Source organism: Methanobrevibacter intestini (genome assembly GCF_047402955.1).
Taxonomy (GTDB): Archaea; Methanobacteriota; Methanobacteria; order Methanobacteriales; family Methanobacteriaceae; genus Methanocatella; species Methanocatella intestini.
In genome coordinates, this window is record NZ_CP187956.1 from 205,501 (window position 1) to 230,507 (window position 25,007).

Below are 25,007 nucleotides of genomic sequence, written 5' to 3' on the forward strand. Positions count from 1 at the left end.
TGATAAATAAAGTCAATTCATTTTGTTTTTATTATTTATCATGGTAATTTTTGGTATTTTGTAAAAATACATATGTATAATTTTTAGTTTATTAAAAAAAAAGTTCTACTATCAATGAATTTAAGCAAAGAAAAATAGAAGACTTTTTCAAATTCATGTGGAAAAAAGAAAAAAAAGTAAGAGAATTATGAATTCTCTTTAAGGACTGATTTTTATTGTGTTTCCAGTTTGGAAGTCATTCCAGTAGGAAGTTATAATGTATTCCCCAGCCATTAATCTGATTCCTAAGCTTGCTATACCGTCTTTATTAGTAACTTTGTGATAGAAGACACCATTTACGTTAAATGATACATTTTGATTAGCTAATGGCTTACCTTGACCATCCAAAGTTTGTGCAGTAAAGTTGCTGCCGTCAAGGTACTTCATAGAGAGATCTTTAGTTACTAATGTTGATAAGACACTGACTTTGTTTCCAATATCTAAACCGTCATACATTGTTGTAATAGTATAGTTTCCTGGTCTTAAAGCAATTCCCAAGCTTGCAACACCGTTTTTATCAGTGGTTTTAGTATAAAATACCCCATTGATGTTAAAGGTTACATTCTTGTTTACTGCTAAAGATCCGTCTTTATTGTAGACAGTTGCTTCAAATCTGGAAGCATTTAAGTAGTATTTGGTTAAATCACTTTGAACTATTAAAGATTTAACAGTTATGTTGAATCCTTTTTCTTCGCCGGTTACAGGGTTGTAAGCTGTTAAAATGTAATTTCCAGGTCTTAACATAATACCTAAATCAGCTACACCATCTTTATCAGTTGTTTTATTGTAGAAAACACCGTGAATGTTAAATCTAACAGTAGTGTTAGCTAATGCTTTTCCGGTGCTGTCAGTGAATTTAGCATAGAATCTGGTAGCATTCTGATACATTTTAACCAAATCATCAGCTACAATAGTCGGATTAATAGTTACAGTAATATTCTTACTTATTTTATTATACTTATCAGAACCGTTATAAGAAACAGTAGCACCATAGATATTAGATACTAAGTTCAATCCCATGGAAGCAGTACCGTTAGCATCAGTAGGTTTAGCATAAGTTTTACCATTAATAGTAAAGTATACAGTAGCATTAGCTATAGGATTACCTAAATAATCAGTTAAAACAGCAACCATTTTAGTACCGTCTTTGTAAATCATCACAATATCAGAAATGTTCAAATTAACATTCTTATTAGCTTCTACAGTTATATTGAAGTTAGCAGATGATTGAGTGTATTTATCATCACCACTATAATTTACGCTCATATTGTATTTACCGGCAGTTAATCCAGGAATTATAACTTTTGCACTGCCATTTAAAACAGCAGCAGTGTATTTCTTATTGTTAATTACAACAGTTACATTGTTAGTTGCATCTTTAGGTAAAGATACTTCAATTACAGCATTTTCACCGGCAGCTATTGTAGGAACAGTAACATTCATTTTATAGTCAGACACTTTAGAAACAACAAATGAAGCATTTGCTTTAGCCACATTGTAATTATCATTGCCATTGTAAATAGCACGGACATCATATTTATTGGCTGCTAAATTAGCAACTTTTAAAGTAGCATTGCCATCAGTAACATTTACTGTTTCAGATTTGCCATTAACAATAACTGTAACATTACCTGCTACACTTGGAGATAAATTAACAGTAATAACTGCAGTTTCACCAACCTTAATATCACCAACATTAATTTTTACATCCACATCAGCTTTAGCTACATTAAATTTAGCAGTACTGTTGGAAGATTTATAATTGGAATCACCAGCATAACTGGCAACAACACTATAATCACCAGCACCTAAACCAGCAAAAGTAGCACTAGCCACACCATCAACAACAACAGCAGACTTATTAACACCATTTACAGTAAAAATAACATTACCTGCAGCATCACCAGGAACAGTAGCTACAATACTTATATTATTGCCATAAACAATATCAGTTACATTAATTTTGACATTAGAATCTATTTTAGCTACATTAAATAATTTAGTACTGTTAATTGCTTTGTAATTTTTATCACCATTATATACAACAGTAACATTATGATTACCTGCAGTTAAAGCTGCAACATTAAAGGTTGCAACACCATTATCAATAACAGCAGAGTTACTAACACCATCAATAATAAAAACAACCTTACCAGTAGCATCCTTAGCTAAATTAGCAACAATAGTAGCATTATCACCAAATTTAAGATTATCCGGAACAACAACTTCAATATAACCATCAGCTTTACTTACACTGAATTTAGTAGAATTATTTGAAGCTTTATAATTATTATCACCTGCATAACTGGCAACAACACTATAATCACCAGCACCTAAACCAGCAAAAGTAGCACTAGCCACACCCTCAACAACAACAGCAGACTTATTAACACCATTTACAGTAAAAATAACATTACCAGTAGCATCCTTAGCTAAATTAGCAACAACAGTTACATCATCGCCATAAACAATATCATTAATATTTAAAACAATATCAGATTTAGCTTTAATAACATTGAATTTAGTATTGTTAGTTGAAATTAAATATTTGTCATCACCGCTGTAAGTTGCAGTTACTTGATATTCTCCAACAGTTAAACCAGCAAAAGTAGCACTAGCCACACCATTATCAATAACAGCTGTTTTATTAACACCATTTACAGTAAAAATAACATTACCTGCAGCATCACTAGGAACATTAGCTACAACAACAACATCTTTACCATAAACAGTATCATCTGCATTAACATTTATACTAGAGTTAATTTTTAAAACTGTAATGTTGTAAGTAGCTAAATTCTTATATTCTTGACCAATAACAAGGGTAAAGTTACCTGCTTTATTAATTAAAATACCAACACTGGATTTATTGTTAAGTGAAATATTACTTGGCTTTAAAGTTCCTGCATTAGGAATTAAAGTAACATCAGTATTGAATAAAGGTAGTTTATCTGCATTTTCACCTTGGAATGCTATATTATAAAGAGCTTCACTACCTGCATAAATTGTAGAATTACCTTCAATTCCTATTGTAATCCATTTATTTAAAATAGTTTTTTCTCCTTTTTTGATTAAAGAATTAGGATCACTGTTTACACCCCAATAATTATAATCTAAATTTATAGAATCTGATGTTCCTGCAGCAGATAAAATATTTTCACCAGTATTATTGATAAAAATATTGTAATTTACATTACCGCCACCCATTGCATAGATTAAACTAATAACTGAAGATTTATTCGCTTTATTATTGATAAATGTAGAATTATAAATATATTCATGAGATTGAACAGATATTGCACCACCATTATCTGCAATATTATTTACAAAAGTAGAATTTTCCAAATGAAGAACAAATGCATAAATAGCTCCACCTTCTTTAATTTCACCACTTAACGCACTGTTGTTTTCAAAATAAGAATTTTTAACATTACAGCCAGATGTAGCAACTATTGCTCCACCCATATTAGCACTATTATTAATAAATGTAGAGTTACTAACATCTCCACTTGAAGTGCCGTCTGTAAATATAGCTCCTCCAGCAGTAGCATTATTATTTTTGAAACAAGAATCTTTAACAGACATTGGAACTGATCCTTCTTTAGAGTATATTGCTCCACCATTTCTAGCTGAGTTGTTTACAAATAATGAATCAGTTATAATGAAATTAGAATTTCCTTGAGCATATAATGCTCCACCTTTGTTAACCGCAGCATTTTCTTTAAATATTGAATTAACAATATTTACAGTAGCACTATTTTGTGCAAATATTGCTCCTCCAAGGTTTTTATCATCATCAGTAGACATTGCTTCATTTCTTACAGAATTATTAACAAATGTGGAATTAACAATGCCAAAAGTTGCTCCTGAAAACATTCCAACTCCACCCCATGGATTAGAACCAGAAGCAAAGTTATTCATAAATTCAGAGTTTATAATTTCAATTGGAGTTGATTGACTGTTGAAAACCCCTCCAAAACCATAAGAACCAGAAACTCCATTACTTATGAACTTTGAATTATTAATAGTAAGTTTTTTACTTTGATCTGCAGCAATTCCTGCAGCTTCATATGCTTCATTATTCATAAATGTACAATTATCAATTAATGATTCTGAATTTAACTTAAGTTCTATTATTCCTCTCATTAATAAACATTTATTATCTGTAAAATCAGAATTAGTTATTTTTGCACCAGATTTATAAATATTAACTACAGCACCATTGGTAGATTTTTGTGTACCCATATTACTGCTGAATTTTGAATTATCAATTATTACATCAGTAGCAGAATCAACGAAAATTGCTGCACCCCTATTTGCAGTATTATTTTCAAAAATAGTGTTATTTATTAATATATTACCATATTGAACATAAATTCCACCATTGCTATTTCCAGTTACATTTTTAAAAATAGTATTTTCAATTGTTAAATTAGAATTATATGAATAAATTCCATTTCCAGAAGTTGAAGCAGCTATTTTAATATTACCATAATAATTCATAAATTCAGGAAACTGATTATTTTTGCCATAATATGATAATGCTCTTGCAAATGATTCAACCATTGAAGAATAATAAAGATTTCCATTTGTTGAACCTACATAATTAGCTGGCTCATTATGACTATTACACCAATTAATATACCTTTGTGTAAATCCTCCCCTTTCAATACCTTCAGTATTAGAAATATATGCTTTTTGAGTATAATTAATTGAAGAATTATAAGAACCTACACCATTGCCCGGATTACCCAATAATTTTGTTACAGAAACATCATTCATATTATTAGCATAATAATTTAAAATAGCCTGTCCAAGCAATTGAGAAATAACCGGCAATCCATAACTTTTACCATTGTAAATTACATTATTAGGTAAAACATTAGTTTCAACATAATAATTTTCAACATGATTTGCAATGGCTATTATATCATTAACACTGAAACCATCCCCAATTGCACCTTCAACAGGAATAATCCTATTAACGTTCTGAATAGAACAATTTAAAAGTGTTAATTGTCCATTTTCCACAGCAATAACCGGTCCAAATGAATCCCCTTTAAAATTAATATTTTTTAAAGTCACATTTGCATTTTTAATCATAAATGCAGAATCTGCACCAGTTACTAAAATATTATGATTATTACCATTAATTGTTATATTTTCAACTATTGGTATTCCTTTTTGATAATTTTGGAAATCAGAATTATTATATGCATAATCTTTATCTAAAGATATTGTAGAATTAACTTCAGCATTTTTAATTACATTAGATAAATCTGTATAAGTATTTCCATTATCTTGTGGATTTTCATTATAATCACCAATTGCAATATTATCATTAGCACCATTTACAGCAGATATATCATCTACTGCAGATACGGCAGATAATGATAATATAAAGATTAACAATATTAATACAACATTAATCTTTTTTACCATTGATTTTACCTCCATAAATTAGTTTATATTAAATGATATGATAAAATTATTTTTACCATATACATAATATATTTTTAAATAGTTAATATAAATCATTTTCTATTTAATATGATGAAAAAATAACTTTTGAGGCTACCAATAAATTTAAAACATCAACTTACAAACTTACAGCAAAAAAATAATATTCAATAACTTAAACAAAAAAATTAGCAATTTTAGTATAATGCCCTTAGACATATCATAAACTACCAATAACATCATTTTCTTAATTGAAACAATTAAAATAAAGAAAATATGTCTGATAAAATAAAAATTTAACTAAAAAAAGAAAAAGTTAAGAGAATTGTGAATTCTCTTTAAGAACTGATTTTTATTGTGTTTCCTGTTTGGAAGTCGTTCCAGTAGGAAGTTATAATGTATTCGCCGCTCATTAATCTGATTCCTAAGCTTGCAATACCATCTTTATTAGTAACTTTGTGATAGAAGACACCGTTTACGTTAAATGATACATTTTGATTAGCTAATGGCTTACCTTGACCATCCAAAGTTTGTGCAGTAAAGTTACTGCCGTCAAGGTACTTCATAGAGAGATCTTTAGTTACTAAAGTTGGTAAAACAGTGACTTTGTTTCCAATATCTAAACCGTCATACATTGTTGTAATAGTGTAATTTCCTGGTCTTAAACTGATTCCTAAGCTTGCAACACCGTTTTTATCAGTAGTTTTAGTGTAGAATACTCCGTTGATGTTAAAGGTTACATTCTTGTTTACTGCTAAAGATCCGTCTTTGTTGTAGACAGTTGCTTCAAATCTGGAAGCATTTAAGTAGTATTTGGTTAAATCACTTTGAACTATTAAAGATTTAACAGTTATGTTGAATCCTTTTTCTTCACCAGTTACAGGGTTGTAAGCTGTTAAAATGTAATTTCCAGGTCTTAACATAATACCTAAATCAGCTACACCGTCTTTATCAGTTGTTTTATTGTAGAAAACACCGTGAATGTTAAATTTAACTTCAGTGTTAGCCAGTGCTTTTCCAGTACTGTCAGTGAATTTAGCATAGAATCTGGTAGCGTTCTGATACATTTTAACCAAATCATCAGCTACAATAGTCGGATTAATAGTTACAGTAATATTCTTACTTATTTTATTATACTTATCAGAACCGTTATAAGAAATGACAGCATTATAGATGTTAGATACTAAGTTTAATCCCATGGAAGCAGTACCGTTAGCATCAGTGGTTTTAGCATAAGTTTGACCATTAATAGTGAAGTACACAGTAGCATTAGCTATAGGATTACCTAAATAATCAGTTAAAACAGCAACCATCCTTGTACCGTCTTTGTAAATCATCACAATGTCAGAAATGTTTAAATTAACTTTTTTATTAATATCTACAGTGAAATTAGTCCTGATTACTTGTTTTTCATAGTTTTTATCACCAGAATAAGTAACAGTAACATTATAGTTTCCTGCAGCTAAATCATTAATGGTTAATTTTGCAGATCCATTAACAAGAACTACATTATAAGATTTGCCATTTACCAATACAGTTACATTACCTGTTGCATCTTTAGGACCAACAACATTAATTACACTATCCTCACCAGCAACACTGGCATTAACATCTACTTTTAAAGAGTCTTTAGCTTTATTAACAGTTAAAGTTGAAGAATTAGTCATATCAGAAATAACTTTACTGCCACTTACAGAGTAAACTAAAGTGTATTTTCCGGCATTTAATTGTCCAATTACAAAACTGACAGTACCATTTTCATCAGTAACTAAAGTATAAGTTTTACCGTTGACTTTCAAGGTCACATTAACATTAGCCAATACATTGCCTTTATTATCTATTAAAGTAGCATTAGCAATTATAACATCACCATAATCAGCAACAATATCATTAACTTCAATAATACCTTTACCAATGCTTGCAACACCATTATAAGTTACACTCTGACCGTCAACAGTAGCAGAAATGGTATAATTACCTTCTTTAGCTTCAAAAGCATTAACAACATTATTAGCTATTGTACCATTAGCAATACTTAAAGTACCATTAACCATAGACATATTGAAATTACGTAATGGTAAAGAACCATTATAATCAGTTAAATTAGTTCCATTAAAGACTTTGAAAGCTAAAACAGCATCCTGCAACAAACCGGTGTTATTAGTAACATCTAAAGTTAAAACCAACCAGGTATCTGGAGTCATATTTTTCATAACCGCCGTGTTATATGTATAATAATATACTGGCTCAGTATTATTACCCCACCAATTATTATTTAATATAACTTTTGGATTAGCATATGTAGATGTTGTTCTTATAGATACATCTGATAAAAATATAGAATCTGAAACTGTTAAATTATAATCCCAATTTGAAGTTGCTAAATAACTAAAGTTTTCAAAAATACATCCTTTAAGACTTGCATCCCCTACTGATTGTAAGACATAAATAACATTTAAGAAAATTGAATTATTAACAGTCAAATGTTTAGGAGTATCCACCCCTAAAGAACTTCCAGCACCAATGGCAGCTAATTTATAAGAAGATTGATTATAACCATCAAAAATACAATTATTAATAGTTACATATTCTCCACCACCAATAGTCATTGAAACAGCAGGCATATCTGCCCAGGTAGATCCTTTTCCAATTAAATCAATTGGATTTTTACCAGAAATCCAAAATTTAGAGCTATCCAAAGTTACATTACCTGAACCACCAATAATTGCATAATTTCCAGTCCAGCCATTTACACGAAGACTATCTTGAATTTCAGAATTAACAAATATTAAAGTACCTGTATTATAAATAGTTCCATAATATTTAGCATGATTTAAAACAAATTTAGAATTATCAATTGTTAAATAACCAACATTATAAATAGCTCCACCCTGATTTGAATCACCGCAATTAAAGAAATATGAATTATTTATTTTTAGATTACCCCTATTATTGATAGCTCCTCCAGAATAACCATGGCCTGCAGTAAAGTTTACACCATCAATAATAACATTACAACTATCTTCAACACTAATTGGAGATTGTAGAGATATTACCCTATTAGATACATAATTAGTAGACATATTATTTATGGTCATATTAGCTATTATAATAGTTTCCCAACCAGATAAAATTTTAGTAAAGAAATTTTTATTATCCCCATGAATAAATGTTTTATTCATTCCAGCACCAATAATACTTATTTTGGTAGTAGCTTGAAGAGTAATATTTGTATTTTCAATTCCACTATAATTACCTTCCAAAATATGAATTGTAATACTGTTAGATTTAGTATAAGCATAATTTAAAGCAAATTTAATAGTTTTAAATGGTTTAACTAAACTGCCATCACCTGTTTCATCATTACCATTAACAGAAGATACATACACCTCAACATTATCTAAAACACCAGTAATATTAATATTTAAAGTTCCATTATTGTAAATTGTAGAATTAGTTTCAGCATCATAGACACCAGACAATGTATAAGTTCCATTTTTAAATCCAACATAATTAAATGTAGCTATTCCATTAACAACATTACTTACACCAACATATTTACCGTCAATTAAAAATTTAACAATACCTCCACTGACAATAGCTCCAGATTTAAGAGAAATATTAGCAGATAATACATCACTTAAAGTTGTTATATTTTTACTTTTAAATGTTATAACAAGATCAGGTAAAGTAGCTAATGAATTAGATAAGTAAATATCTTTACCATCATTATTTGCAGTATTATTTTTAAATAAACAATTATCTAATGTAAAATTAGAATAACGATATTGATTACCATTATGTGCAACATAAATAGCTCCACCATTATGACCTGCAGTATTATTTTCAAATATAGAATCAGAAATAGATGTAGGATTTATTAATATAGCCCCACCATCATTAATAGCAGAATTATTTATAAATTTAACTCCTTTTATAGTACAATTAGGCTCACCAGCATTAGATGAATAAATACCTACACTTAAAGAAGCTGCACCATAATTTTTTGCAGAATTGTTAATGAAAGTATCATTAATTAGAATTGCAAAATTACTGTTGAAAACATAAACTGCACCAGAAGAAGCTTGTGCATAATTAGATTCATAAATATTATTTTCACTATAAAGTCCTAACTGAGCATAAATAGCACCACCTTCAACATTATATGATTGACTAAGTCCAACAACTCGATTATTTATAAATTTAGAGTTTAAAACTGTTAAATTAATAGCATAAATTGCTCCACCATTACCCTGACCAGAGTTATTTGCAAAATAGGAATTGTTAATTATTGCATGGTTCACTTCCAAATGACCAAAATTATTAATATAAGTCAAATTATCAATTATTGGTGCATTTGATGAAGATAATACACATCCCCCATAAGATTGATTACAATTAGAAATTATACAATCTTTTATTTTAAGATTAGGAATATTAAATTCATAATATTTTCCATTATTATAACTTCCAGAATAACCATTTACAAAAGTTAAATTTCTTAAAATAACATTAGTATAAGTACCAAAATCAAGGAATCTATCTTTATTTTGACCATCAATTAATACTTTATTATATCCTTCACCGACTAAAGTCAAGTTACCAAGATTAGAAAAAGTTAAATTAGTATTATTAACACCACTATAAGTTCCACTATTTATATGGATAGTTGGATATAAAGATTTTCCAAAACCGTGGTTTATAGCATACCCTATTGTTTTAAATGGATTAAGTTTAGAACCGTCACCAGTTAAATCACTACCACGTGCACCGTCAACCCATAAATCAATAGGAGTTTGATCAATATTAACAGATAAAATACCCGGAGTCATAGAAACATTATTATTACCCCAAGTACCATTAATAACTAAATCCCCATTAGGAATTAATTTAGTTAGAGATAAAACAGCTAAACCATTATTAACTGCTGCTTGACCTACCTGTTCACCATTAATATAAAAAGTAACACCATTATATGCCTGAGTTTGACCTGAAACATTGTTTCCGTCAACATCAGTTACCCTACATGAAACTTTAAAAGTAGGAGAAGTTGTAGAATTATTTAAAAAAGTAATAATTACATTCATACTTCCACCATTAAATATTTGACCTTTACTTGCAGAAGTAGAATTAACAAAAGCATTACCTTTAACAAAATTCTTACCATTAATATTAATTACAGCACTACTTTGCCCTTTATTGTTACAGTTGATAAAAGTATTGTTTACAATAATACCATTTCCATTATAGCCGGAATTAGCATATAATGCAGCATCTTTTGCATTACCTGAAGTAGATATATTAACAAACCTATTATTCTTAATTATAGTACTATTAGATACAGAAATATATGCACCTGCACCACTGCAATAAGAGCTTCTAGCAATAGAATTTTCAAATACACAATTCATAAGTTGTGCATTTTGCATACTACTTGCAAAAATTGATCCACCATAACTATTAACACTATTATTCCTAAAAATAGTGTTAATTACTTTAAAATCATTAGATCGCTGATAAATTGCACCACCATTAGAACCTGTTGCATAATTATCCTCAAACAAACAATTATCAATAGTTAAAACAGCATTACTTGTAATAGCACCACCTGTATTGGATTTACCATTAATAAATGCAATATTTTTAAAAACAATTATAGAATCCCCACTCATTGACTTAAAAATAGGAGCCATCTGCTCCCCATCAATAAAAGTCTTATCATATCCTCGACCAATAAAAGTCAAAGAACCATTATAATTTTTATGAGCCAAATTAATACTTAAATCAGTATTATTATCCCCAGTGAATGTTCCTTTACTTAAATAAATAACTGCATTATCAGAAGCATTGACACTTGAAATACCCTTATTTATTGTAGCATAAGGACTAGTCTGACTACCGGAATTTGAATCATCGCCAGTAGTATTCACATAAATCGTCTTATCATAACTTATCCCATCACCTAAAACAGGAGATGAAGCACTATCAACTGCCAAAACATCAGCAGAAGAACCCTCCTGTGCACTAACTGCACCAAGAGTCAAAATAGCCAGTAAAAAAATACCAACTAACATCACTTTATTCAATTTCATTAAAATTTCACCAAAAAAATTTAAATTATACTCAAAAAACTCAAGTATAATTAAAATATACCTATATCTAAAATAATATTTAAAAATTATCAAAGTAAATTACAATAAAAAGAGTATTAGAGGGTGGGAAGAAAGTAATTTGATCTTATTTTTCACATACTTTTGTTTTTATTTTTTTGTTTATTTTAGATTCATTTTGTGTATTAATGTTCTTACGTGTTTTTCTGAAAAATTTACTTGATATTCATCTTCTATTATTTGTTTTATTTCTTTTGTGTTTGTTATATTGTTTTTTATTAAGTATTTTTTTAGTTCTTCTAATTGTTCTGAAGATATTTTTGATTGTTTTCCGCCTTTATATCTTGGTTTTAAGCCTTCAATGCCTTCTTTGTTCCATCGCTCTTGCCATATGTATCCGACTCGTTTAGTAACACCAATTAGGGCTACTGCTTCATCTACACTTTTTCCTTGATATCTGTAATTAATAAATTTTAAGCGTTCTAATACTTTTAATTCTTTTTCTAAATCTTTTATTTTTTGTGTAAGTTCTTTTTGAGTTATTTTTCTCTCAATGGGTATTTGTTCTTGGTTTGTCATTAGTTTAATATTTATAGTATGAAGTATAAATATATTAGTATAAAAAGATAGGTTAATATAATGTATTTAAATAACATTATTAATAATTCAATGGATTTAAATGAACTTAAAAAGTTATTAGATTTTGAAGATATAAAAACAAAGCATGAAAAATTTGTATTTTTCATTGATTACTTTGTAAACTGGTTTTTCAACAATCATGATATTGAAAAACGAACCAATAAAATTGGCCGACCAAGATATAGTGAAATTTCACTTTGTAAAGTGCTTATTTTGGCATCAAGCGAAGGCATAACAAGTGGAAGAAAAATAAACACGAAATTATTATTTGATACAAGATATCAAAAGCTAATGAACTATGAAACACCATCTTATCATTTGATAAATGATTTCAAAAGAAAATCACATCAAATCATAAGTGATTTATTTGTTGACTGCGTTAAATTCGCCCAATATTATCAATTCTTAGATTTATCAACTATTGCAATTGATGGAAGTAAAATACGGGCCAATGCATCAAAATCAAAAATATTAAAAATGGAAGACATCTATTTCCTCCAATATATCTTTAAACAAGAAAAAACACAACAATTCACCAATCAAATCGAAAAATCACACACTATTTCAAGAAAAGACAAATTAATAAAAGAAGCACAAAAATATTTAATTGAAACTAAAAAAGAAATAAACAAAAACAACTCAAAACAAAAAAAGAAAGTACGAAAAGGCTGTATAAACTATTTTACAAAAGCAATAAAATCAATAAATCATTACACACATGCAATAATCGAATTAGATGAAATGGAGCAAATTTTAACTAAAAGCAAACAAAGAAGCATAAGCACAACAGACAAAGAAGCACTTTGGATGCTAAATAAAAAAGGAGGAACGGACTTCAATTACAACATACAATCAGTAAATGACACAAAAACAGGAATAATAATAGATATAAACTTAATACGAGACCCCATAGATTTAAACTCATTAATACCTGAAATAAACAATGTTCAAAAAAATTTAAACATCACACTCAAAAACACAGTAATACTAGCAGATAATGGATATTACTCAGAATATGCACTTGATTACATGGAAAACCACAATCTAACAGCAATAATACCAAATAGAACACAATCAATGAAAGTAAAACCAAAAAACAAAGAAAATAAACCATTTGGAAAAGTAAACTTCACATACAAAGCAGAAGAAGACACTTATATATGCCCAAATAACAAAATACTCCCATTTCAAAAAGAATACTTCTCTAATGGCACAACTAAAAAATTATATTACACAACAGAATGCAAATACTGTCACAATCAAACAAAATGTGCAGGATACAACCAATACAAAACAATAACCGAATATGGAACAGAATCAAGAAAAAACATGGCCATTAAATTCGAAGATCCAAAAGAAAAAGAAACCTACAAAAAAAGAAGCACAATAGAAATAGTCTTTGGAAACCTAATAAAAAACCTAGAATACAGACAAACAAACTCATACGGACTACAAAACGTCAAAACAGAACTAACACTACTTATAATAGCAATAAACCTCAAAAAAATATTCAACAAAATAACCGAAAATTAAAAAAAAACATAATCAATGGATAAAAATAACCCTAAAACAACCATCAAATAAAAATATAACAATTGATATAAACTTATTTTACCAATACAAAAATAACAAAACAATTAACGAAAAATAAAAGAATTTAAGATAGTAAAACAATCAAATACCAAAAAATATTAAAAAACAAATCAACTCAAAAAGTTAATTTTTTCCCATCCTCTATTAAAAAAAGAAAAAAAAGTAAGAGAATTGGGAATTCTCTTTAAGGACTTATTTTTATTGTGTTTCCTGTTTGGAAGTCATTCCAGTAGGAAGTTATAATGTATTCACCGCTCATTAATCTGATTCCCAAGCTTGCAATACCATCTTTATTAGTAACTTTATGATAGAAAACACCATTTACATTAAATGATACATTTTGATTAGCTAATGGCTTACCTTGACCATCTAAAGTTAAAGCAGTAAAGTTACTGCCGTCTAAGTGTTTCATGGAGAGATCTTTTGTTACTAAAGTTGGCATGACAGTGACTTTGTTTCCAATGTCTAATCCGTCATACATTGTTGTAATGGTATAGTTTCCTGGTCTTAAAGCAATTCCTAAGCTTGCAACACCGTTTTTATCAGTGGTTTTAGTGTAGAATACTCCGTTGATGTTAAAGGTTACATTCTTGTTTACTGCTAAAGATCCGTCTTTGTTGTAGACAGTTGCTTCAAACTTAGAAGCATTTAAGTAGTATTTGGTTAAATCGTTTTGCATGATTAATGATTTTACAGTTATGTTAAATCCTTTTTCTTCACCGGTTAACGGGTTGTAAGCTGTTAAAATGTAGGATCCAGGTCTTAACATAATACTCAAATCAGCTACACCGTCTTTGTCAGTTGTTTTATTGTAGAATACACCATGGATGTTAAATTTAACAAGAGTGTTAGCTAATGCTTTTCCTGTACTGTCAGTAAACTTAGCATAGAATCTGGTAGCATTCTGATACATTTTAACCAAATCATCAGCTACAATAGTCGGATTAATAGTTACAGTAATATTCTTACTTATTTTATTATACATATCTGAACCATTATATGAAACAGTAGCATTATAGACATTAGATACTAAGTTTAATCCCATAGAAGCAGTACCGTTAGCATCAGTGGTTTTATTGTAAGTTTGACCATTAATAGTAAAGTACACAATAGCATTAGCAATAGGATTATCTAAATAATCAGTTAAAACAGCAACCATTCTAGTACCATCATGATAAATCATCAAAATGTCAGAAATGTTTAAATTAACTTTTTTATTAATATCTACTGTTACATTAAATTTAGCAGATGATTGAGTGTATTTATCATCCCCACTGTAACTTACGCTCATATTGTATTTGCCGGCGGTTAATCCAGGAATTATAACTTTTGCACTGCCATTTAAAACAGCGGCAGTGTATTTCTTATTGTTAATTACAACAGTTACATTGTTAGTTGCATCTTTAGGTAAAGATACTTCAATTACAGCATTTTCACCGGCAATTATTGTAGGAACAGTAACATTCATTTTATAGTCAGAAACTTTAGAAACAACAAATGAAGCATTTGCTTTAGCCACATTATAATTATCATTACCATTGTAAATAACAGTAACATCATATTTATTGGCTGCTAAATTAGCAACTTTTAAAGTAGCATTGCCATCAGTAACATTTACTGTTTCAGATTTGCCATTAACAATAACTGTAACATTACCTGTTACACCTGGAGATAAATTAACAGCAATAACTGCAGTTTCTCCAACTTTAATATCATGAACATTAATTTTTACATCCACATCAGCTTTAGCTACATTAAATTTAGCAGTACTGTTAGAAGCTTTATAATTATTATCACCAGCATAACTAGCAACAACACTATAATTACCCGCATCTAAACCAGAAACAACAACTTTGACAGAACCATTACTAATTGCAGCATTATAAACATCTTTACCAACACTAACAGTAACATTACCTGAAGCGTCTTTAGGGACGTTTACTATAATAACTGCATCTTCTCCAACTTTAACATTACCAGGAACAGTAATGTTCATGTTATAGTCTGATATTTTGGATACTGTGAATTTGGTTGTGTTTTGATTAGGATTATAATTGTTGTCTCCAGCGTATTTAACAGTTACAGTGTAATTGTTTGCTTTAAGATCAGCTATTGTTTTAACTGCTTTACCATTTTCAATAGCTACAGTGTAATTTTTACCGTCAACAGTAATAATTACATCACCTGTAGCATCAGAAGACACATTTACGGTTACTGTTGCATTTTCACCGACTTTAATGTCATCAGCATTAACAGTGATATTTGAATCTATTTTGTTAACTTTGAAAACACCTTCAGATTTAATATTGTTATAGTTGTCATTTCCTGCCCATGTAGCAGTGAAGTTATAAGAACCAACGATTAATGTATCACCAGCAAAAGTGCCGTTACCATCAACAACTTTAACAGTAAATAAAAGGATATTATTAATACTAACCATTACATCACCAGTTAATTTAGCACCATTAATACCAGTTAAAACAGCTTCAATAGTAAATATGTTCTGGTAATCAACATCTGCAATAGATACATCAAGATTTGCATCTGCTTTAGCTACATTAAATTTAGCAGTACTGTTAGAAGCTTTATAATTATTATCACCCTCATAACTAGCAACAACACTATAATCACCAGCACCTAAATTACTGAAAGTAGCATTAGCTTTACCGTCAGCAACAGCAGCAGACTTATTAACACCATTTACAGTAAAAGTAACATTACCTGTAGCACCACTAGAAACAGCAGCTACAACAGTTACATCATCACCATAAACAACATCATCAACAGAAATAACAACACTAGAATCAGCTTTAGCTACATTAAATGAAGTAGAATTAGTACTACCATCACAAGCATCATCACCATCATAATTAACATTTACAATGTAATCACCAGGAGTTAAATCTTTAAAAGTAGCACTAGCCACACCATCAACAATGTTTGCATTTTCGGTTTTGCCATTAATAGTAAATGTAACATTTCCTGTTGCAGTAGTTGGTGTTAAAGTAGCAGTAATAACTGCATCATTACCATATTTAATATTTTCGGCAGCAACAACCATAGAAGATTGTATTTTACTATAATTAATGGAAATAGCTTTAGTATTTGAATCTTTTATTAAATCAGGACCTACCGTTAAAGTAGCATTACCTGTTGCTTTAGGAGTTACAGTTACAGTTCCCACACCATTTTTAATAGTTACTGTGGTATTTACAGTTGCATATTCATTAGTAATGGATACTGGAAGAGTAAATGTAGGTAAATTAGTGTTTCCAAATGAAAATTGATAATTTGCTACTTCAGAAATAGAGTCATCACCAGTTATGGTTAATTTTGCAGCACTAAAAGAATTACACTCATCAAATGTACCTACATTAGATTTAGAAGCAGAATTAGATCCCCAATAATTATTATTACAGTTTATTACATAATAAACATTTATTTTATTCTTATTATTTAGGAATACATTATTACTAATACTGCTGAAAGTAGATGCCTCATCATTTATTAAACAACCCATCTCAATAGAGTTATTTAAAAATATATTATTATCCATTTTCATATTTACTTGAGTAATACCAATCAAATTTGCAACTTTATTATCTAAAAAAGCACAATTTACCATATTTAAATTTCCTTGTCCAGGTGCGGAAATCATCGTATTAACAGAACATTTTTGGAAAGTCAAATTGTCTAATGATAATGTGCCTCCATTAAGTCTAATTACACCAACATCTAAAGGAAATGATGAAATTCCAGTCCAAAATGTTACATTAACAATATTTAAGTTCTTTAAAGTAAAAGACCCTGTATTAAGAACAAATAACCTTGAAACACTATTTCCAAATACAGAATTACCGCTTCCATCAATAGTATGTCCTGCTCCATCAATAGTAATATCTTTAGAAATAACAATACCTGAAGTAGCTAATCCACTATCAGAAGTAGAATTATATTTATAATCTTTATCCAATATTAGAGTACTTCCAGCATTATTAATTTCATTATTTAAATCAGTATAAGTTCCAACATTGTTGGATACATTACCTACAGCTTCATCACCAGCATTACCTGAGTCATATATTATAGGTTCATCATTACTAACTCCAACAATGTCTGAGGAATTATCTGAAATAATACTTGAATCACTAGCACTAACACAGGACAATGATAGTGCAATGATAATTATAACAAACAAACTAAAAAGTTTCTTATTCATTTTTACCCCCACACATAAGTTTTTTATTTATATGTGCTCATTTACTAAAAAAAACATCAGAAAAATACATTTAAATCATATATTAAACCAATGAAATCTTTTTTCATAACTTGCATAAACAAAACACTTAAAATATTTCCTAATTACACATGATGAGCACCATTAATATATATTAAAACCATATTTAATATATTTTTAGCTATTTCAAAAAAATACCTGGTTTTTTCATGTATTATTCCAGCAATCTTGTTTTAGAATATATTTTTTTAAAAATTTCTATTCCTTTTATTTTCTATAAAAAATGTTATATTCCTATTTAAATCTCTCTTAACTGAAATCATCTTTCAGTTTATTTAAAAAAAATAATAAGATACAGTAAAATCTTTTTGGAGTCAAATTATCTAATTTAATAAAAAGTGTTAATTTTAAAATATGTAAAAAAAGTGTTAATTCATATTAAAAATAAAAAAAAGGAGGTTAAATAATTAAACCTCTTTTCAAGCTATTTTAATTGTATTTCCAACTTGGTAATCATTCCAGATTGAAGTAATGATATATTCACCAGACATCAACCTAATACCTAATTTAGCAATACCATTATTATCAGTTACTTTATGATAGAAAACACCATTTACATTAAATGATACGTTTTGGTTAGCTAATGGGTTACCTTGACCATCTACGGTTTGAGCTGTAAAACTGCTACCGTCCAAGTATTTCATGTCTAAATTTTTAGTAATTAATGTAGGTAACACAGTTACATTATTTCCAACAGCATAATCATTATACATGGAGGTAATAATATAATTACCAGGACGTAAACTGATTTTTAAAGTAGCTATGCCATCATTACCAGTAATACGTGTGTAAAATACACCATTAATATTAAATGTAACTTTTTCACCAGCTCCTGCAACACTTCCGTCAGGTTTTATTACTTTAACAGAGAATTGGGAATCGTTTTTATAATATTTAATCAAATCACTGGTAATTAAAGGAGGTAAAACCTTAACAAGATTTGCTCTAGCTTGACCGTTTGGATGCATAGCTGTTAAAATATATTCTCCAGGCCATAAACTAATTGTTAATTTAGCTACACCATCATCACCTGTGAAACGATAATAAAATACACCATTAATATTAAATGTAACTTTTTGATTGATTAATGGAGATCCGTCACTATTTAAAAATTTAGCATAATACTGTGTTCCATTTCTGAAAATTTTAGTAATATTATTAGCTAAAATAGTTGATTTAACAGTTATGCCTGATTTAACTGTAATATTTTCATAAGATGCTGTGACATTGTAAATTCCAGGAATTAGACCAATACCCATAGATGCCTTACCTTCATTATCTGTGACACGTGTATAGTTTACATTATTTATGCAAAATGTAACATTTTTGCCAACAATAGGATTTCCTAAGCCATCAGTTAAAATAGCTACAAGTTTATCGCTTGAAGAATAATATTTTACAAGATATGGAACTTCTAAATTAATAGAAGGTACTTCAAAAGTGCCGTTAACAATACTTTTAATAAATACATTTGTACCTTCAAATAATGCTGAATAATTGTATATTCCTCCAGGTAATTTACCTATATCAAGATATCCTGTTCCATTAAATACAGGAACTTTATAAACATTATCTTTTATTGTAACATAGACCCAAGCAGTTATCTTTTGACCATCAACAGATGTAAGATTAGCTTTTATAATAACACTACCTTTAACTTCAACATCAACATCCAAAATAGTTTTAGTCTGATTATAACTTATGATTTTAGATATGTTTGAAGATAGGTAATTATTATCCCCATTATATTTTGCAATAAACATATATTCTCCAGAAGTTAACGGTGCAATTACCCATAATGAAGAACCGTTGATGATGCTTTTATCTCTAGGAGTGTAGAGACCAGGAATTTCAAAAGTAACATTTCCAGTTGCATCTTTATTGACAATAGCAGTAATATTAACTGCTTTACCTTCAATTATATCACCAATAATAAGGTCAATAGTGGATTGAGCTTTATTTACCTTGACTGTAGCATTAGTTTGAGTAGATACATAATATTTATCTCCAGAATATTTGGCAAGGACATTATAATTGCCCGCATTTAATCCTTTAAATGTAGCAACAGCTTTACCATTGACAATTTTAACATCTTGAGAAAGACCATTTACTGCAAATATAATGTTTCCTGCAGCATCTGAATTAACTGAACCTACAACAACCAAATCATCACCATAAACGATATTTTTAACATTTATTGCAAGATTTGAAGTACCTGCTTTAACAATAAATGTTGAATTTACAGATGTTGAATTATAATTTTCATCACCTGAATATATTACAGATAAATTATGTTCACCTTTAGACAAACCAGGAACTGTTATAACAACACTTCCGTTAGAAATAACCCCTTCATACTTAACATCATCAACAATTACTGTTATATTGCCTGTTGCATCTTCAGGAACAGAAATTCTGATAATTTCATCATTTCCAACAACAATATCATCTACACTGACATTTAAAAATGAACCTGTTTTAGTTACATTAAATGCTGTGCTATTAACAACTGAATTTGTATTTGAATTTCCACTATAATTAGCTAAAACATTATAGGAACCAACAGACAAAGCACCAATAGTAATATTTCCATTACCATTAACGACATTCACTTCATAAGTTTTATCTTTGATATTAAGTACAACAGTTCCATTTAATTTAATGTTTCCAGTTATTAAAGAAACATTAGCTATAATCTCATCACCATAATTAACATTGGAAATATTTACTGTTAATTGTGGATTTGACTTAACTACTGAAAAGGCAGTAGTTGTATTTATTGCATTGTATCTGTCATTACCACTGTAAATAGTAATAATTTCATAATCCCCTACATTTAAAATAGGCAATATACAGGAAACATATCCTAATTTAACGTCTGAAGTTTTATTTAACACATCTTTAATTATAAATGTAACATTTCCATCAGCTAATACAGGTAACTTAACAACAACAGCTCCATTTTCACCATAATAGATATTTGAAACATTCACATCCATAACAACCTCAGATTTAGTTACATTAAATGCTTTAACTACAGACAGATTATTATAGAATAAATCCTTAGAAACATAATCAATTAAAATAGTATACTCATTAGCATCAAGTTTACCTAACTCTATACTTCCCATACCATCCTTAAGTTCCACAGATTTTGTTTCATTATTGAATGTATAATTTACAACTCCATTAATTCCTTTTCCATTTACATCAACCAATTTAATATCAAATGATACGTCATCATCACAGGTGAAATTATTACCCATTACATCAATAGTATAATTCTTTTTAATTAATTGTTTAATTTCAATATCCAAAGTAGTTAAATTATTAAATTCGGGACCTACAATCAAAGTTAAATTGCCTACCTGATTAGAAATTAATAAAACTTTAAAATCATTACTGGAAACATTAACTATTGAACAGTTTAATGAAGCCAAATTAGGAATTAATTTAATTAAAGTATTAAACTCAGGTAATTTATCACTGTTTTTACCATCAAACTTAATTATATATTCAGTAGGAATTGTAGTGTAGGTTACATTATCACCAATCACTTTTAATGTAATGTAGTCACCAATATCTGATCCGAAAACAACATTATCCAAATCAGAGTTGCTTCCCCAATAATTATCATTAATAATTCTTTTATTAAAATAAACAAAAACTGCAGAACCTCTATTTGCATTATTATTTATAAAAATATTATAATAACAATTAATTTCAGAATCATCAGAAATTGCTCCACCATATTCTAAAGATTTATTGGAAGATAATGCACTGTTATTAATAAATACTGATTTAATACAAGTAGCATTAGATCCCTGACCAATACAAAGTGCACCACCCATACCTTCTCTACTACCATTAACATAATTATTAATAAAAATGGAATTATCAATATCCACTACACCAAAACTGGATAAAGCACCACCATCGGAATTAGAACCTATAGCATAATTATTTTCAAAAACAGAGTTTGAAATTCCTGCAATACCTCCGAAATTATTAAAAATTGCTCCTGACCTAGCATAGGATTTGTTGGAAATAACAGAATTATTTTTAAATACACTATCTGAAACATTCAAAATACCTTTATTATAAATTGCACCGCCCCAAATATAAGATTCTCCTTTTAAGGAATTATTTTCAAAAGTACAATTATTTAATGTTAAAATTCCCATATAATCATTTAAAACAGCACCATAATCTAAAGCATTATTAAAATAACTTCCTGCATTACTTATATAAAGGTTGGATAAAGTAATATTGGAGTTCAGTATATGGAATATCCTAGCTAAACTATTTCCATCAATTCTATGACCATTACCATTAATAGTAAAATGTCTGTTATTAATTAAAATTCCATTAATATAATCTGCATCTGAAAAATTATTGAAAATATAATCTTTTGCTAAATTTAATGTATCACCTTCATCTAATGCATCAATCATAAATGCAAGAGTTAAAAATGAATTATCCTTAGAAACTGCAATTTTAAGAATATCAGAGTATGCAGAATAATATTTCATAGAAACTGGTAATACTGCTTTAATTTTTAATATGCCAAAATCACTTTGAGAATATACAAAATCAGCACTACCATTTTCATCAGTAATTAAATTAGTCCATATTGACTCATCATTATATAATATGACTGATTCATTAGCTATCGGACTATTATTGCCATCAACTAATTTAACTGTAAACTTAATTTTATCATTTAAATTTACATTATTAGTAGTATTTGATGTTAATGTTAATTTAGTATGTATTTTATCATTTACATACACATTAATTTGATTACTTTGAGCATTTTCAAAAAGTTTTGAAGCATAATAATATGCAGTATAACTATGACTACCTGCATTAGGATATATAGTACCTATAGCCACACCTTTGTCATTAGTTGTTATATTAAGTATATTTTTATCATTATCATTAATACATATTAATGCATTAGCTACAAAATTACTATAACTATTAGTAACAGCAGCAGTTAAATTTATAGGATATTCATCATTAATTGTGTTATTAGAAGTAGTTAAATTAATATTTAATTTACCTAAATTAACCTTAGCTTCACCAATAATAGTAGTATTACGATAACCCGGATTAGTTGAAATTACTTTAGCTATTATTTTATAGTTACCTGGCAATAAATCAGGAATACTCATAAATCCAGTTCCATTAACTATATTCAAAGTATATGAACTACCATTAATATCCACATGCACTTTTTCAGAAACTAAATTTCCATCAATATCTTTTAATGCAATATTTATTCCAAGATTTCCACCATATAATACATCATCACTAACCAATGTCATATTATAATTATTTAATTTAGATTTAGTTATTTCAATGTCCTTAGTAGCTAAAATACCGTATTTAGATGACACAACAAGTGCAGTATTACCATAAGTTACAGGAGTAAATGCTACATTAACCTGCTTATTGCTAAGTGTAATCATATTAGGATTAACTTTTCCATAATTTTCATCATATTCCACAACAGCATCAAATGCATAAGTACCCTCTACCCTGTTGGTAAGATATAATTTATAATTAGGCAAATCATCTTCAGAAAAGGTATCTGGACCTGAAATATCTAATTTAGAATCTTTCCATTGACTAATTTGCCCAATAAGATAATTATCTATAGAATAATATGATTTCATCTTTGCATCATCATTTGTACCAAAATAATTACCTATTATACTATCACAGTAATTAGAAACCTTTAAAATGGTATTCCCATCATTAAAAAATGTATTATAAGAAAATGAATTTATACCCATTTCAGAACCTACAATACTACTTGCTGCAGTATTATTAATAAAAACAGATTTTTGAACATTCCAAACCTCAGATAATAAATAAGTGGCAGCAAGATTGTTGTTTAAAAAAGTACAATTAATTATATTTATTGGACCACGGGAAGAGAAAAACAATGGAGTAGCATAAGTATTTCTCGTGTTTTTAATTATTGCATTTTCTATGTTTAGTTTACCATTAACAAGATGAACTATTTGACCGGAATCTGGACCCAAATCCCCAGAAAATCTATTTAAAACTATATTTTTTAATAAAAGAGTAGATTCAGATTTAACAGCACCTAAACAAGTTTTGTCTAAACCATTTATTTCAAATCCATTACCATTAATAACCATAGAATTAGAAAAAGAAATTCCTCTTTCTAAAGGAGAATCTTTACTATAATCATATTTAATATCATACTCCAAATTTATAGATTTCTGATCATAATATGTTAAAATATAAATATCCATAAAAGAAAGTTTTCCAAAAGTAAATCCCATAATAAAATCATTAGATGAAGAATTAGTATAATTATCATTTCCTTCATAAAATGCATAAACATCTAACATTGTACTTTTTTCAGGAACATATGAAAAATTACCTGTACCATTAATTACTTTTATCGTACCGATAATTACAGGTTTTTCAAAGTGTTTATTCACCAATTTAACAATGGAATTATTCATAGGTGTTCCATTTTCATCGGTTAAAGAAACATTAAAAACAACTTTTGAATTTGATTTTATTAATCCGGATGCATTAGAAGATAACTGAATTTCAGTATTTATTTTTGTAATATTACTCTTATTAGTACCATTATCAGATAATATGTGATGATTATTTTGATTATATCCTAATACATTTGAATTATCCTGATTTAATAGTGAATCATCAATATTAAAATCATCATTTTGAATATTTGTATCATTTACATCATTTGCACAAACAGTAGAAACTGATATTGCCAAAATAAACAATGCAAGCAATATAAAAATTTTCTTATTCATCATAAACCCCCCAATTTTTTTAATTTAATTTATCAAATTTTA

5 protein-coding genes and 1 pseudogene are annotated in these 25,007 nt (G+C 28.4%); 1 reads left to right on the forward strand and 5 read right to left on the reverse strand.

The features are described 5' to 3' along the window. Nucleotides 1–198: 198 nt before the first annotated feature. From ACMC9J_RS00945 to ACMC9J_RS00955, 3 genes are all read right to left on the reverse strand, one after another. Nucleotides 199–5,481, reverse strand: a complete 5,283-nt coding sequence (locus tag ACMC9J_RS00945) for a beta strand repeat-containing protein (protein WP_427003381.1) — start codon at nucleotides 5,479–5,481, stop codon at nucleotides 199–201. A gap of 356 nt (nucleotides 5,482–5,837) precedes the next feature. After that, nucleotides 5,838–11,591 (reverse strand): Ig-like domain repeat protein, encoded by a 5,754-nt coding sequence (locus tag ACMC9J_RS00950; protein ID WP_427003382.1) that lies wholly within the window; start codon nucleotides 11,589–11,591, stop codon nucleotides 5,838–5,840. Between the two features lie 180 nt (nucleotides 11,592–11,771). Continuing rightward, nucleotides 11,772–12,188 (reverse strand): helix-turn-helix domain-containing protein, encoded by a 417-nt coding sequence (locus ACMC9J_RS00955; RefSeq protein WP_177812763.1) that lies wholly within the window; start codon nucleotides 12,186–12,188, stop codon nucleotides 11,772–11,774. A 60-nt stretch (nucleotides 12,189–12,248) separates the two neighbouring features. On the opposite strand from ACMC9J_RS00955, the gene ACMC9J_RS00960 reads away from it, so the two are divergent. Then, a complete protein-coding gene (locus ACMC9J_RS00960) occupies nucleotides 12,249–13,781 on the forward strand; it encodes an IS1182 family transposase (protein ID WP_427003383.1) in 1,533 nt (510 codons plus the stop codon). 244 nt (nucleotides 13,782–14,025) lie between these two features. Here the strand turns inward: ACMC9J_RS00960 and ACMC9J_RS00965 are convergent. Both ACMC9J_RS00965 and ACMC9J_RS00970 read right to left on the reverse strand, forming a co-directional pair. After that, nucleotides 14,026–17,358: pseudogene (locus ACMC9J_RS00965) on the reverse strand (beta strand repeat-containing protein); the annotation flags it as partial. A gap of 1,199 nt (nucleotides 17,359–18,557) precedes the next feature. Continuing rightward, nucleotides 18,558–24,965, reverse strand: coding sequence for an Ig-like domain repeat protein (locus tag ACMC9J_RS00970; RefSeq protein WP_427003384.1), 6,408 nt, complete (start codon nucleotides 24,963–24,965; stop codon nucleotides 18,558–18,560). Between the last annotated feature and the right edge of the window lie 42 nt (nucleotides 24,966–25,007).

What these genes read in the sequence shown, in the direction of transcription:
- ACMC9J_RS00945 (WP_427003381.1), bottom strand. Translation starts at nt 5,481, where the DNA reads ATGGTAAAAAAGATTAATGTTGTATTAATATTGTTAATCTTTATATTA.
- ACMC9J_RS00950 (WP_427003382.1), bottom strand. Translation starts at nt 11,591, where the DNA reads ATGAAATTGAATAAAGTGATGTTAGTTGGTATTTTTTTACTGGCTATT.
- ACMC9J_RS00955 (WP_177812763.1), bottom strand. Translation starts at nt 12,188, where the DNA reads ATGACAAACCAAGAACAAATACCCATTGAGAGAAAAATAACTCAAAAA.
- ACMC9J_RS00960 (WP_427003383.1), top strand. Translation starts at nt 12,249, where the DNA reads ATGTATTTAAATAACATTATTAATAATTCAATGGATTTAAATGAACTT.
- ACMC9J_RS00970 (WP_427003384.1), bottom strand. Translation starts at nt 24,965, where the DNA reads ATGAATAAGAAAATTTTTATATTGCTTGCATTGTTTATTTTGGCAATA.